Genomic DNA, 13,309 nt, shown 5'->3' with positions numbered 1-13,309 from the left:
CTTCCACTTAAATGGAGGTGTACTTTTTTATATTAAGCGCTCGATCTATCATGACTAGGATAGCTTTACAATTTCTATATCGTCTCTTTTATGATTGGTATCGTTTGGTTAGAATTTAATTTAGCTACTTTTAAAATTTATGCCACAACATGAAACGATAAATTTAAATATCTGATGTAATATAATTCCAATTACTCTCATTGATATAAATGACAGTTAAATTTATTGATTTTATTACTATAAAAAGATTGAAAAAATTTTAATAAAGCGTATTATAATTATCTATTAACATAAACTCTAAAAAATTAACGTGAAAGCATACGTTATAATCAAGTTTCCTAGTTATTAAGTAATGAAAAGCCAAAATATAATTGTTCCATAAGGAGATTGTATACGTGAATAAAATAAATAAACCTATATATTTTTATCTTTTGTTATTTTTATCAACTACATTAGTTGGTGCTGCTTTATTATATCTTCCCTATACAGGGAAAAAGCCATTAGATTTTATAGATGCTTTATTTATTGCGTCCAGTGCTTTTACAGTAACTGGTTTGTCTACTATAGACATTTCATCACAATTTAATATGCTTGGTGAATCTATCATCCTCTTACTGATTCAAATTGGTGGATTAGGTATTGTAACCGTTACTTTACTTACCTTAATATTTTTAAATAAAAAAATAACTATTAAAAATAGGCACCTACTCATGATAACTTGGAATATTGATGAACCTGGCGGTGTAGTAAAATTAATTATCCATTTATTAATTTATAGTTTATCTACCGAATTTATTGGAGCGTTATTACTATGTTTATCGTATATACCAAAATTCGGTGTTGGCAAAGGTATTTTCGTAAGTTTGTTCACATCCGTATCAGCATTTAACAATGCTGGTTTTGCACTTTTCAAAAACAATCTAATGGATTTCACAAAGGATCCTATTACAATGACAGTGCTTCCCCTATTAATAATAATGGGAGGAATTGGTAATTTTGTATTAATTGATTTAATTCATTCTAAAAAGTTAGCAAAGTTATCTTTACATTCAAAAGTAGTTCTAGCAACCACGCTTGGCTTAATCACTATTGGTGCACTATTTTTCTTTATTCTAGAACAATATAATACCTTAAATGGTATGACATTGATTGAAAAACTAGGCGCTTCATTTTTCCAATCTGTGACTACGCGTACTGCTGGATTCAATAGCGTTGATATTGGTGATATTCACACATCAACAGCGCTTCTAATGATGGGTCTAATGTTCATAGGTGGCGCGCCATTAAGTGCTGCTGGTGGTATAAAAGTAACTACTTTCGCTGTAATACTTGTATTTTTATTCAGTAGCTTACGAAATGTTGAGCGTCCTTCACTGTTCCATAGAACTATTTCGGAAAAAACAATACGTAACGCATTAACAATATTTTTATTATCATTTATTTATGTACTAGCTACGACTTTCATTTTGAGTCTTTTAAATGCTGACACACTATTTGTAAAAGTGTTATTTGAAGTTATTTCTGCATTTGGAACTGTTGGATTAAGTATGGATTTTACAACGGAATATGGCACTATAACCAAAATTATAATTATTATAGTAATGCTGAGCGGAAAGATAGGCCTATTAACGCTAGCTCCTATTTTTGTAAACCCTAAAAATCGCAGATATTATTATGCCAAGGGCCATATCCACTTATAAATATTTAAATAAACTATATCAACTTTTCATAGTAAACATCATAGCACTCCTTAAATAGCTTGATTATATATACCGATAGCTTCAATTACAAAATCACACCACCTAAATGTTATACTTATCATTAATAACATTTAGGTGGTGTGACATATGGTAAAATTAGCTACAATAACTTTTATTAATGACAATCGTATTGACTTATATAAAGATACTTATATCCATGCTGTAAAAAACATCTCAAATATAGATTATTTTAACAGCCAGGTTGTGTTTTCTAATACTTTAAATAACCACATATCATCCATAAGTGATTTAGATACCTCAGACTTTGAAAAAGTAATACTAGGTATTTTTGCTGAATGTGATTTCTTTAAAATCAGTGACATCCAAGACCTTTATTTCAAATGTTCTTCTATTCATTCAATTAATTTTCTGAAATAATTGAGCACTATACGCAAACGATTATATTTTTAATTTTTCTGACTTCAAAGTTGCTTATACTTTCTAGTTGTTTTATACAGCAAGACGGTATTATAGTTCTTCAAGCTTTTTAAAATGGATATACTACTATCACAACAAATTCAAATAACACAAAAATTATCCTTTGACCAGCGCTTGAATTATAAAAATGCATGTTATGTATGCATTGCGCATTCATAAATTACCACCTTTTAATTGAGGTGGTTTTTTCATTAAACTGCAAAAACAAATACGACTTGGACTTGAATCGTAAATATATTTCTCTTTAACTAGTATTCAATGTTCATCACTACTTATAATCGCTTTGATAAACAAATCATATCCCGACATAAAATACCATGTTCATATATTGGATCTTCATAATTCCTTTCAAAGAAGCCAAAATCTATACTCGTAATTCTAAAACCTGATTTTTGATAAAATAAAAGTGGTTGCACACTTGAATTTCCCGTTCCTACACAAATTTCTATATAACCTTTTTCTTTTGCATAATCACAAGCATTGGCTAATAGTTTCTTACCAATGCCTAAGTTTTGCTTACTTTCAGCAACTGCTATATTAACGATTTCCACAGATTCCATGCTTACTTCTCTTAATATATAGCATCCTATAATTTCCATATTCTCCTTAAATACAAAACATTCTCCTTTTCTAAGATGCTCTAAAATGAATTCTTTTGAAGGATCTGCTAATAATAACAGACTGAACGGTGCTTCTTTGATGCTGTCAATTTTTTCTATCATAAAAATTCACCTCTTATTAAGTTAAACTAATATCTTTAATTAAAGTCATGTGCTCTCAAACTTTGTAAGTGTAACGCTACATTTATAATATACAACATGTAACAAGTGATTATTGAGTCATCTATTATTACGCAGTTTTCAATATACATTTTAAACACTTTTACAAAAAAACACCTCTCAACTGATATCGTTAAGAGGTGTTTGTGATTCATTCGCTATTATTTTGCTGGTACAACGGCGCCATCATATTTATCATTAATGTAGTCTTTAATCTCTTTAGATTGTAGAACATCCATTAGCGCTTTAATTTTTTTGTCATCTTTTTGTCCATCTTTTACTGCAATTAAGTTAGCATAAGGATTGTTTTTCGCTTTCTCCACTACAATTGAATCTTTCTTAGGACTTAATTTTTGGTCGATAGCAAAGTTAGAGTTAATAATTACGGCATCTGCTTTTTCATTTTGATAAATCTTAGGTAAGTATTCTGCAGATTGTTTATTATTAAATTTAATATCTTTTTTGTTTTCAGCGATATCTTTAAATGTTGCATTTTCAGGTTTTACACCTTTTTTAAGTTTAATTAATCCTGCATCTTCAAAGAATTTTAAGAAACGGCCTTCTTCAGCTGGATTGTTTGAAACATAAACTGTCGCACCTTTTGGTAAATCTGTTAACTTTTTATATTTTTTTGAATAAACTGCCATTGGTTCTAAATGAACATTACCTGCAGATTCAATTTTATAGCCTTTATCTTTTTTATCTGTTTTCAAATAAGGTGTATGTTGAAAGAAGTTTGCGTCAAGTTCACCTTTATTTAACAACTTATTAGGCGTTGTATAGTCGTTAATAGTTTTAATTTTCAAATCATAGCCTTTATCTTTCAATAATGGTTTAGCCTTTTCTAATATTTCAGCATGTGGTGCAGGAGAAGCTCCAACTGTAATGGTCTTATCTTTTCCACCACCGCCATTACCACAGGCTGCTAAAACTAATGCTAAAACTAATACTGAAGCTAAACTGAATAATTTTTTCATTATATTAAAGTCCTCCTTTAAAGTTTATCGTTTATCAACTTTGTTTGTAGCCCAGTCACCAATAAATTGAATGATGAACACAATGATTAATATTAAAATTGTAGATACTAAAATAACGTCATTTTGATTTCGTGTAAATCCAGTTAAGTAAGCAAGGTTACCTAAGCCCCCTGCACCAATTACACCTGCTATTGCCGTAGAACCAACTAAAGCAATTGCTGTAACGGTGATTCCAGAAATTAGTGCTGGCATAGCTTCTGGTAAAAGTACTTTCTTCACAATCGTCCAGGTATTTGCCCCCATTGACCAAGCTGCCTCAATTACACCCTTATCAATTTCTTTAAAGGCAATTTCTACAAGTCTGGCATAGAATGGTGCTGCACCAATAATTAACGCTGGTAGTGCACCAGTCGGACCGCTTATTGTACCTAATATTAAACTTGTAAATGGTATTAATAAAAGGATTAAAATAATAAATGGAATAGCTCTAAATAAATTGACTACAAATGAAACGATACTATAAAACACTCTTGCTACCGATGATTTACTCTTCGCTGATAAGAACAGTAGCACACCAAGTATAAGACCAAATATACATGAAAATATTGTCGCAATCACAGTCATATATAATGTTTCATAAGTGGCTAACCAAACTTCACTCCAACTCACATTTGGCATTGTAATCATCTCTTGGAGAATGTCACTAAATGAATTACCCATGCTTTAACACCTCCACTGAAACATGCTGCGCTTCTAAATCATTTATGAATTTTTCGAACTTTTCTGAATTTACATTCGGAATATGTACCGCCAAAAACCCAATTGATCCATCTTTGGTGTGCTTGATATTCGCTTCCAAAATGTTAACATCAATGTTGTGTGTCTTTGTGATATAGGATACTAATGGTTCCGTAGTATTTTTACCTGTAAAATTCAAACGCACGATATAATCATTTGCATTTAATGGTACAAGATCTGTAATAGATTCATCAAACTCATCATCCAAATCATCTTTAACAAAACGTTTTGTAACTGCATGTTGCGGATTCTCAAATACGCTTGAAACTTGACCTTGCTCTATAACACGACCATTTTCCATTACCGCAACCTCATCACATATACGTCTGATGACATGCATTTCATGTGTAATAATTACAATCGTTAAATTTCTTTCTTCTTTAATTTTCAATAACAGTTCTAATATTTCATCTGTTGTCTGGGGATCTAGTGCACTCGTTGCTTCATCGCAAAGTAACACGGTCGGTTCATTTGCTAATGCGCGTGCAATACCTACACGTTGTTTCTGACCACCCGATAGTTCTGATGGATAAGCATGTTCTCTACCTTTTAGCCCTACGAGTTCCACTAAATCTAACGCTCTTTGTTTCGCTTCACGACGCGATACACCAGCTATCTCTAAAGGAAAAGTAATATTATTTAATACAGTTCGTGACCATAGTAAATTAAAATGTTGAAAAATCATACTCACTTTTTGACGTTTTTGTCTTAACTCTGATTTAGATAACTTACCAATTGTATCTCCATCAATGATAACGTCACCTGAAGTCGGTTGTTCTAGGTTATTTAAAAGTCTAATTAATGTACTTTTTCCTGCTCCAGAAAATCCAACTACACCAAAAATTGAGCCTGATTGAATACTTAAATCAACATGATCTACTGCTAGTACGTCCTGTTTTTTCGTCTTGTACCTTTTGACTATTTGATTTAACTCAATCATCACAGTTGCCTCCTAAATTATTGCTCTATCAATTAAAAAATGCTTTCCCTTTGTTCACTTAAGAATAGAGAAAGCATTAATCGCTTCTCTCATCTCTAAAGTTAAAGTAACTTTATGTGACTTGGCACCATTTCTGTTACAGACGGTTGCCGGGCTTCAAAGGGCACATCCCTCCACCTCTCGTGATAAGAGTTTCATTATTTAATTATTTTTAATCCTACCATCGCACTAATGTTTCGTCAATAACTATTTCAAATTTTCTAACAAATAAGGTACTGATTGAAAGGCATAGATTCTTTTTTGTTCTTTCCCTTTCGACATGACCATAAGTACTGGCACAGATTGTATTTCATTTATTTGGCTAAAATCTGGATGAAAATTCAAATCTATTTTTGTTACTGGTAATTTTAAAATTTCATTTGCGATATCTAACATACGTTCAGATATCTTACATGTCCCACACGTCGGTGTATAACCAAATATGAGATGTTTTTCTTTTTCATCATGTTCATGTATATCTACATGTTCTTCCTTTATTACATTCATGTCAATAAACTTACCCTTTCAGCTATATAATCCAATTTTGCTTTTGCTACTTTTTCTTCATCTTTTACAGCAAAACCATGCTTACTTAACACTCTAGATAAATATGGTTTTGGACACCGAGCAACTTCGCAATATTGTTTATCTATTCTTATATGTCTACTTTCACTTAAATATCGTTTGAACCATTTACGTATTTTCTCGCCTTCACGATCTGAATCAACGAGAATAAATACTTGTTTATCATACAAAGATTCTATCATTTCGTCTAGTTTTCCGACGCCCATAGTACCGTTTGTACATATGATATCTATCGGCTGATCAATCACTTGCTTTACCCGCTTTTTGTCTGATTTTCCTTCGACAACAATCACTTGGTTTAGTAACGTCATGACATCCACCCTCTAAAAGTTGATAGTTAATGCTTTCTATTTAGTTTTTCACGATAGCTTAAGTTTATAAACATAATTTACATATTCCTAATTTCATCTTATTATCAAAACAACTTTTTGTCATCTAAAGGCTTTCAACGCACCTTTAATACATATATTAACAAGTATGCTTTACAAACTATTTATATTACACATGCGTATCTTAACATCATTAACTTATATAAAAGAAAAACTCCAAGATATGTTATATCGTGGAGTTCAAATATTTTATTCGCCAATCATTTCAGAGTATTGCTCAGCTGATAATAATTCATCTAATTGACTTTGGTCACTTAATTCAACTTTAACCATCCAAGCTTTATCAAATGGTGATTCATTTACGAATTCTGGGCTATCTTCTAATGCTTCATTAGCTTCGATAACTTTGCCAGATACTGGTGCATATAATTCTGAAACTGTTTTTACGGATTCAACACTACCAAAAGTGTCTCCTTCATTAATTTCATCGTCAACTTCCGGTAACTCAACGAATACGATATCGCCTAATTCACCTTGCGCATATTCAGTTATTCCAATTGTTACTGTGTTACCTTCAATTTTAACCCATTCATGCTCTTTAGAATATTTTAATTCACTCGGTACTGCCACGAGAATCCCCTCCTAAATGATTTTACATGTTTAATGATGCCACACGAATAGCCTTCAAGCAACTATTTCCTTGAATATAATCACAAATTCAAAGGATTTAGCACGAAAGGATAAAGCGTTTTCTTAAATTGATTAAATACTTAGTTACTTTGACAAGTTTTTACTATCTCTAGCATTACTTTTTACAACCAAGTTTCTTTATATTCGTCTTCTTTAAACCCAACAGTCACTTTTTCTCCAGAAACCGCCAATGGTCGTTTAATCAACATACCATTTTGTGACAATAAATCTAATTTCTCATCATCTGTTAAATCTTTAAGTTTGTCTTTCAAACCTAGTTCACGGTATTTTGCCCCGTGTGTATTAAAAAGTTTATTAATTTCAATATCTGTTGCTTCTATAATATCTTTAAACTCACTTTTAGTAGGTGTGTGTTGTACAATATCAATTGGTTCAAAGCTCACACCATATGCTTGTAAAAATTTAGCGGCCTTTTTACAAGTTGTACAATTAGGATACTGGTAAAATTTTATCATGATTCTGTACCTCCTATGTCTAGTTAACACTAATATATCAAATTTATTAGCAAAACGCTCTAAATATCAAGCTGATTTTTTTTATAATAGTTAAAAGTCGTCTATAATATGGTTCATAATAAGTAAATAAAGGAGTTATTACGATGCAATCAATTAATACAACTGATTATTTTAAAGAGACCGTACAAAGCGATAAACCAGTCATCATTAAATTCGAAGCAGGCTGGTGTCCAGACTGTAAAGCAATGGATATGTGGATCGATCCAATTACTGAAAAATATAATGACTATCAATGGTTTACCGTCAATAGAGACGAACTAGAAGATGTAGCAGCTGACAATGACGTTATGGGTATCCCTAGTTTGTTAGTATTTAAAAATGGTGAAAAACTTGCTCATTTACATTCAGCTAATGCAAAATCTCCAGAACAAGTTGAATCATTTTTAGAAGAAACATTTAAATAGTAAGTCATAGCTATTTTTCCTTAAAAAGGTAGGTGCATCTTTAACTGAGCACCTACCTTTTTTATATCTTATTAATATTAATTTATTGTATATTGTCAAAATTTTTTAATGATATTTTCTGTATGGCGTTTTTTATAAGGCATTTCATCTTCTAAGTCCGTTAAATATAGAAAGCCTACTAAACGTTCATCTTCTTTCACATCAAATAATGCCTCAATGTTCGGGTCAAAAATATATGGTGGTGTTTTCCAACAGCTACCAATATTCACTTCGTGCAATAACAACATAAGATTTTGAGTAAAAGCACCAAACGCCATATTGTTTTCTAAACTATCTAGTTGTTTGGTATCTTCTTTTAAAATCAAAGCCAACATGCCACCTAGATTTGTAACGACCTGATAATGATCTGCTTGCTTTTTCGGTTGCTCTGCGAATGCTATTTTGGTAAGTAATTTGCTCATATCCCCTAATCTATCTTTAGCGATGTGGACTACTCTCCATGGCTCTCTATGACCATGATTGGGTGCATCAGTTGCTTGTTTAATTGCTTTGTATAAAGCATTATCATCTATGGTCATATCTCGTTTGAAGTTTTTTACACTTCTCCGTTGCGCTATCGCATCTTGTAATTCCATAATAGTATCGTCCTTTCGTTAATGATAACTATTTTCAATTATAAATCAGGAGCCTATGATTTTCAAATTACTCATATATGTCCAATTGTTGTTGCAACATACGCACGTGTATTTGACCAGGTGCTTTAGGACTATCCAAACAACCATATGAAATTGATCCCCCAAATAAACCTTGTGCAGTTCTAGACACAATACCCAGCTTAGACATTGCAATACCTACCACTTTTTGAGATACAGCATCAGCTGTTTCTGCCATTGCTTCTAATAACTTAAGGACATCCTGTTTATCGTGTGGCATGACCGCAACTTTTAAATAATCTGGCTCTAGCTGATGCATTTTAAAATAAAGATGTTTTAAATCTTCTAAAGTCGGCGTTTTTTTGAAATTGTGATGTGACAATACCACTTTTATTTGATTATTATGAGCTTGATTAATCAAATTTTGCAATGGTTGTGTGTCTTTCATCTTATCAAATTCAATATCTAACATATCTATACATTTCATAGTAGCTATTTCACTCAACGTGTGTAGGTAATCTTCGTATGAGAGAACGCCTTCCCCACCTTGTGACGCTGTGCGATAAGTAACTAAAACTTTTTTTCCTAAATGTAATCGATAGAGATGATCTAATACCCCTGCTAAATGTGTTTTATCAAAGTTACGCCATTGATCTATTCTTAATTCAATAATTTGTATTGCATCTTGATATTGTACTAAGTCATCAATGGTAGACTGTGATAGACCTTCTGTTGGTGCTATCGTTACTGCTATATCTACTTTAGTCATAATGATTACGTCCTTTATTTTAATGATTAAAATGATTGTATAACAATTTTCGAAAATAACACAATCATTAAATAGCTTATGTGCTTAATTGAATTTATTATATATTAATACTTATTTATATGATTTAAAAATTTTTCTAAGGGTAAAGAATATTATTAAGTCTTTTAGGAGGTAATAAAATGGCAGTGAACTATGAAACGAAAGCGACAAATACAGGTGGTAGAAATGGCCACGTTCAAACTGATGATAAAGCAATTGATGTTGCAGTTATCCCACCAGCTCAAGCTGATGCAGAAAAAGGTACAAATCCTGAGCAATTATTTGCAGCGGGCTACGCTTCATGCTTTAACGGTGCATTTGATTTAATTTTAAAACAGAATAAAGTAAGAGGTGCAGAACCAGAAGTTACTTTAACTGTACGTTTAGAGGATGATCCAGATGCAGAGAGTCCTAAATTAAGTGTATCTATTGACGCTAAAGTAAAAAGTGTATTATCTCAAGAGGATGCAGAAAAATACCTACAAGATGCACATGACTTTTGTCCATATTCAAAAGCCACACGCGGTAATATCGATGTAGATTTAAATGTAGAAGTAGTAGACTAATATATTTCATACCAAACATTCAGGACACAAAGGTCCATGTTTAAAATAAAAGTATACCTTCACTTTTTAGTGGAGGTGTACTTTTTTTGATTGCACAATTATTTAAGATTATATGCTTCCTTAATCATTGTCTTATCCTATGTATTAGCATGTCGTAAAAAAATCAGTCACCCCTTATATACCAAAATCTCACTATATTCGCTTCCCTATCTTCCAATTCATTTTCAATGATTATACACCTATATTAAACCAACTTTCTTAATTACAACAATTTTATTCTCTTTTTATTCTATACTAGGTCATTACTTAAAAATAATATCAAGAAATTTATACACTCTATAAAATAATATTTTTTTGCATTTCGAATTATAAGCGCTTACATATTTTTTGTTAAAAACCAAAGATAGTATTGCTGAAATAATTTTTTTCCTTTAGTATTAGAATTAATTAACAGAACATATATTATATTTTTATAATAAATACTTCGGAAAATTCAGGAGGCCTTCAATGACTCATATTCGTTATTTAACAATTGATGATTTATCTATTTATTATACATTTTTATTGCAAGGCATCCATAAAGAGCATGAAGTTTATGCTTGGAAATTACAAAATGAAAAATGCTTAACCAAGACTAATATAAAAGGCTTACTGTCAGAACATAATACCAATTACACAGTCATTGGTATTTTCGAACAAAATGAATTAATTGGGGCAGTGACACTCATTCATGATAATACTTACGATATCTCACATAAAGCAGTTATGGAAAATATGTGTGTTAAAGGAAATGATCATAGTTCAAAAGAACGTATCGCTAAATTATTAATGCGCTATATCTTTCAAATTTGTCATGAAAAAGAAATTGAAATTTTAATGACTTCCCTTGTTTCAAATAATATCAGTGGCAAAGTATTTTTTAGCAACCTTAACTTTGAAACACTTGGTTTAGAACATCACGCTAGAAAATACGACAATTATTATGTCGATGAGCATTGGTTGATTTACTACTTTAACGGCAATGACTTCGAGATATTTGATTAAAGAATAAACAATTGTGTATCTGTTAGTCCATTGCACAGTTTGAGCTATAAACTCTTCTCATTTGAAATATAATTTTTTAAAATAACTTGCAATTACTTTAATAAGACAATATCATTTTATTAAGTTATCCTTCGTCACATCTATTCAGTTTCTATTTGTGACTTTATAAATCATCTTTCATATTTAGAGAGGACTGAACATTTTGAAATATGCTACGACGTTATTATCATTATTTTTATCATTAATCACACTTGCCACGCCTTTATTATCAGTTAATAAAATATTAGATGGTAACCTTTCTATATTGGCTGGAGGTTTGTTTATTTTAGGTGTTTTATTGTTAAATTTATATGCTCTTTTACGTGGCGATCGCATCGCTAATATATTCGCAATGGTTGTATCGATATTTTCATTTATCTTATTAAGTTATCCTTTATGGTATACATATATAACAGCTTTTATAGGTTAAAACTTCAATTATAGAATGACTATTGCATGTTTAGCCTTATCCTAAACGCTTTGTACTAAATTCAAAATTAGTATAAAGCGTTTTTCTATTGCTGTTTATTTACTTTAAATTATTTATTGGGATTTTTCACATTTTAATTTTACAAATATTCTGAAAGCGCTATAATGAAAAAATAAGGGGGGAATAAGAAATATGAATTTAGCTATATTAGGTTTTGTCATGATTGTCATTTTTATGATATTAATTATGACACGAAAAATGTCAGCATTAATTGCCTTGATTGTCATTCCGACAATTTTTGCATTAATAGGAGGTTTCTATGCTGGTCTTGGTAAATACATGCTCGAAGGCATAGAGACTGTCGCACCAACTGGTATCATGCTTACATTCGCTATCTTATATTTTGGGGTTATGATAGATGCAGGTTTGTTTGAGCCTGTCATCAACCAAATCATTAAAGTGGTCAAAGGGGATCCAGTTAAAATTGCAATTGGTACAGTTATTTTGGCATCAATGGTTGCCTTAGATGGCGATGGTACAACTACTTTCATTATAACTGTGACAGCAATGATGCCACTTTATAAAAAGATTGGTATGAGTTTATACACACTTTCAACATTAGCACTTTTATCTATAGGCGTTATGAATATGTTACCTTGGGGTGGACCCACAGCACGGGCCATTTCATCGTTACAGGTCACTACTGAAGAAGTATTTGTACCTATCATACCTGCTATGATTGCAGGTATTGTATTTGCATTTGGTGTCGCGTACATCTTAGGACAGCGTGCACGAAAATATATCACATCTAGTACAAATATTGATTTAAACGATGTTAAAGTAAATAATACAAAAGAAGAATCTTTATTAAAACGTCCAAAAATGATTATACCTAATGCAATATTGACAATTTCTTTAATTGTTTGTCTTGTTATTGGTTTATTACCTATACCAGTTATGTTTATGCTCTGGTTTGGTGTAGCATTATTAATCAACTACCCTAACCTGAGTATTCAAAATTCCGTAGTAAAAAAACACGCTGGTGATGTGCTAGCTGTAATCAGTCTAGTGTTTGCTTCTGGTATTTTCACAGGCGTCATGAACGGAACGAAAATGGTTAACGAAATGGCTAATGCTTTAGTACATATTATTCCCGATGCAATGGGTAATCATTTTGCATTAATTACTGCCATTCTTAGTGGTCCATTTACATATTTTATGGCTAATGACCCTTTTTATTATGGAGTTTTACCAATACTTGCAGAATCGGCACAACAGTTTGGTATTTCTAAAGTAGATATGGCAAGAGCATCCGTTTTAGGACAACCGTTACATGTATTAAGTCCTTTATATGCTGCAGGTTATTTACTCGTCGGTATGCTAGATATTGAATATGGACAAAACCAACGTATTGTTATTAAGTGGGCAGTCGGCTCAAGTTTATTTATGATATTAGTTGCTTGTATCCTTGGTATCATACCTTGGTAATAACTA

Annotated in this window: 17 protein-coding genes and 1 riboswitch; of the genes, 7 read left to right on the top strand and 10 right to left on the bottom strand. The window is 31.5% G+C overall.

What is annotated here, in order from left to right:
• Positions 1 to 395: 395 nt before the first annotated feature.
• Together BK821_RS06580 and BK821_RS06575 are read left to right on the top strand one after the other, a co-directional pair.
• Complete coding sequence (locus BK821_RS06580; protein ID WP_071331445.1) at positions 396 to 1,700, top strand: TrkH family potassium uptake protein; 1,305 nt, start codon at positions 396 to 398, stop codon at positions 1,698 to 1,700.
• 147 nt (positions 1,701 to 1,847) lie between these two features.
• Positions 1,848 to 2,138: a hypothetical protein gene (locus BK821_RS06575; protein ID WP_046837279.1), complete on the top strand. Its 291-nt coding sequence runs from the start codon at positions 1,848 to 1,850 to the stop codon at positions 2,136 to 2,138.
• A 332-nt stretch (positions 2,139 to 2,470) separates the two neighbouring features.
• Here BK821_RS06575 and BK821_RS06570 read toward each other — a convergent pair whose 3' ends face one another.
• From BK821_RS06570 to BK821_RS06535, 8 genes are all read right to left on the bottom strand, one after another.
• Positions 2,471 to 2,920: a GNAT family N-acetyltransferase gene (locus BK821_RS06570; protein WP_071331444.1), complete on the bottom strand. Its 450-nt coding sequence runs from the start codon at positions 2,918 to 2,920 to the stop codon at positions 2,471 to 2,473.
• A gap of 218 nt (positions 2,921 to 3,138) precedes the next feature.
• Entirely contained in the window at positions 3,139 to 3,954 is an 816-nt protein-coding gene (locus BK821_RS06565; protein ID WP_071331443.1) for a MetQ/NlpA family ABC transporter substrate-binding protein, read from the bottom strand.
• A 24-nt stretch (positions 3,955 to 3,978) separates the two neighbouring features.
• Positions 3,979 to 4,674 carry a methionine ABC transporter permease gene (locus BK821_RS06560; RefSeq protein ID WP_046837276.1) on the bottom strand — a complete coding sequence of 232 codons (696 nt, stop codon included), beginning with the start codon at positions 4,672 to 4,674 and terminating at the stop codon, positions 3,979 to 3,981.
• The gene (locus BK821_RS06555; RefSeq protein WP_046837275.1) at positions 4,667 to 5,692 is read right to left on the bottom strand and encodes a methionine ABC transporter ATP-binding protein; all 1,026 of its coding nucleotides are present in this window, start codon (positions 5,690 to 5,692) and stop codon (positions 4,667 to 4,669) included. The genes BK821_RS06560 and BK821_RS06555 overlap by 8 nt, the downstream gene beginning before the upstream one ends.
• An 86-nt stretch (positions 5,693 to 5,778) precedes the next feature.
• Positions 5,779 to 5,884: riboswitch (SAM riboswitch) on the bottom strand.
• A 54-nt stretch (positions 5,885 to 5,938) separates the two neighbouring features.
• Positions 5,939 to 6,238: a thioredoxin family protein gene (locus BK821_RS06550; RefSeq protein WP_046837274.1), complete on the bottom strand. Its 300-nt coding sequence runs from the start codon at positions 6,236 to 6,238 to the stop codon at positions 5,939 to 5,941.
• Positions 6,235 to 6,627 carry a toprim domain-containing protein gene (locus tag BK821_RS06545; RefSeq protein ID WP_046837273.1) on the bottom strand — a complete coding sequence of 131 codons (393 nt, stop codon included), beginning with the start codon at positions 6,625 to 6,627 and terminating at the stop codon, positions 6,235 to 6,237. Before BK821_RS06545 ends, BK821_RS06550 begins: the two co-directional genes overlap by 4 nt.
• A 267-nt stretch (positions 6,628 to 6,894) precedes the next feature.
• Entirely contained in the window at positions 6,895 to 7,275 is a 381-nt protein-coding gene (gcvH, locus tag BK821_RS06540; protein WP_046837272.1) for a glycine cleavage system protein GcvH, read from the bottom strand.
• Positions 7,276 to 7,457: 182 nt separating this feature from the next.
• On the bottom strand, positions 7,458 to 7,811 hold the full coding sequence (locus BK821_RS06535) for an arsenate reductase family protein (RefSeq protein WP_046837271.1): 354 nt from the start codon (positions 7,809 to 7,811) through the stop codon (positions 7,458 to 7,460).
• Between the two features lie 143 nt (positions 7,812 to 7,954).
• Between BK821_RS06535 and BK821_RS06530 the strand changes: the two genes are divergently transcribed.
• On the top strand, positions 7,955 to 8,275 hold the full coding sequence (locus BK821_RS06530) for a thioredoxin family protein (protein ID WP_046837270.1): 321 nt from the start codon (positions 7,955 to 7,957) through the stop codon (positions 8,273 to 8,275).
• A gap of 95 nt (positions 8,276 to 8,370) precedes the next feature.
• On the opposite strand, the gene BK821_RS06525 is transcribed toward BK821_RS06530, so the two are convergent.
• Both BK821_RS06525 and aroD read right to left on the bottom strand, forming a co-directional pair.
• The gene (locus BK821_RS06525) at positions 8,371 to 8,910 is read right to left on the bottom strand and encodes a nitroreductase family protein (RefSeq protein WP_046837269.1); all 540 of its coding nucleotides are present in this window, start codon (positions 8,908 to 8,910) and stop codon (positions 8,371 to 8,373) included.
• Between the two features lie 67 nt (positions 8,911 to 8,977).
• Complete coding sequence (gene aroD, locus BK821_RS06520) at positions 8,978 to 9,697, bottom strand: type I 3-dehydroquinate dehydratase (protein WP_046837268.1); 720 nt, start codon at positions 9,695 to 9,697, stop codon at positions 8,978 to 8,980.
• 179 nt (positions 9,698 to 9,876) lie between these two features.
• Here aroD and BK821_RS06515 point away from each other — a divergent pair, with 179 nt between their 5' ends.
• The 4 genes from BK821_RS06515 (at position 9,877) to BK821_RS06500 (ending at position 13,303) form a co-directional block, all read left to right on the top strand.
• Entirely contained in the window at positions 9,877 to 10,302 is a 426-nt protein-coding gene (locus BK821_RS06515; RefSeq protein ID WP_046837267.1) for an organic hydroperoxide resistance protein, read from the top strand.
• Between the two features lie 507 nt (positions 10,303 to 10,809).
• Positions 10,810 to 11,346: a GNAT family N-acetyltransferase gene (locus BK821_RS06510; RefSeq protein WP_046837266.1), complete on the top strand. Its 537-nt coding sequence runs from the start codon at positions 10,810 to 10,812 to the stop codon at positions 11,344 to 11,346.
• A 202-nt stretch (positions 11,347 to 11,548) separates the two neighbouring features.
• A complete protein-coding gene (locus tag BK821_RS06505; protein ID WP_046837265.1) occupies positions 11,549 to 11,815 on the top strand; it encodes a hypothetical protein in 267 nt (88 codons plus the stop codon).
• Between the two features lie 192 nt (positions 11,816 to 12,007).
• Entirely contained in the window at positions 12,008 to 13,303 is a 1,296-nt protein-coding gene (locus BK821_RS06500; RefSeq protein ID WP_046837264.1) for a CitMHS family transporter, read from the top strand.
• Positions 13,304 to 13,309: the final 6 nt, after the last annotated feature.

The organism is Staphylococcus sp. LCT-H4 (assembly GCF_001866145.1).
Taxonomy (GTDB): Bacteria; Bacillota; Bacilli; order Staphylococcales; family Staphylococcaceae; genus Staphylococcus; species Staphylococcus succinus.
This window is presented reverse-complemented; position numbering and strand designations above follow the sequence as displayed.

Excerpts from the sequence above, each read along its gene's own strand:
- BK821_RS06575 (WP_046837279.1), top strand. The coding sequence starts at position 1,848 with ATGGTAAAATTAGCTACAATAACTTTTATTAATGACAATCGTATTGAC.
- BK821_RS06570 (WP_071331444.1), bottom strand. The coding sequence starts at position 2,920 with ATGATAGAAAAAATTGACAGCATCAAAGAAGCACCGTTCAGTCTGTTA.
- BK821_RS06565 (WP_071331443.1), bottom strand. The coding sequence starts at position 3,954 with ATGAAAAAATTATTCAGTTTAGCTTCAGTATTAGTTTTAGCATTAGTT.
- BK821_RS06560 (WP_046837276.1), bottom strand. The coding sequence starts at position 4,674 with ATGGGTAATTCATTTAGTGACATTCTCCAAGAGATGATTACAATGCCA.
- BK821_RS06555 (WP_046837275.1), bottom strand. The coding sequence starts at position 5,692 with ATGATTGAGTTAAATCAAATAGTCAAAAGGTACAAGACGAAAAAACAG.
- BK821_RS06550 (WP_046837274.1), bottom strand. The coding sequence starts at position 6,238 with ATGAATGTAATAAAGGAAGAACATGTAGATATACATGAACATGATGAA.
- BK821_RS06545 (WP_046837273.1), bottom strand. The coding sequence starts at position 6,627 with ATGACGTTACTAAACCAAGTGATTGTTGTCGAAGGAAAATCAGACAAA.
- BK821_RS06535 (WP_046837271.1), bottom strand. The coding sequence starts at position 7,811 with ATGATAAAATTTTACCAGTATCCTAATTGTACAACTTGTAAAAAGGCC.
- BK821_RS06530 (WP_046837270.1), top strand. The coding sequence starts at position 7,955 with ATGCAATCAATTAATACAACTGATTATTTTAAAGAGACCGTACAAAGC.
- BK821_RS06525 (WP_046837269.1), bottom strand. The coding sequence starts at position 8,910 with ATGGAATTACAAGATGCGATAGCGCAACGGAGAAGTGTAAAAAACTTC.
- aroD (WP_046837268.1), bottom strand. The coding sequence starts at position 9,697 with ATGACTAAAGTAGATATAGCAGTAACGATAGCACCAACAGAAGGTCTA.
- BK821_RS06515 (WP_046837267.1), top strand. The coding sequence starts at position 9,877 with ATGGCAGTGAACTATGAAACGAAAGCGACAAATACAGGTGGTAGAAAT.
- BK821_RS06510 (WP_046837266.1), top strand. The coding sequence starts at position 10,810 with ATGACTCATATTCGTTATTTAACAATTGATGATTTATCTATTTATTAT.
- BK821_RS06500 (WP_046837264.1), top strand. The coding sequence starts at position 12,008 with ATGAATTTAGCTATATTAGGTTTTGTCATGATTGTCATTTTTATGATA.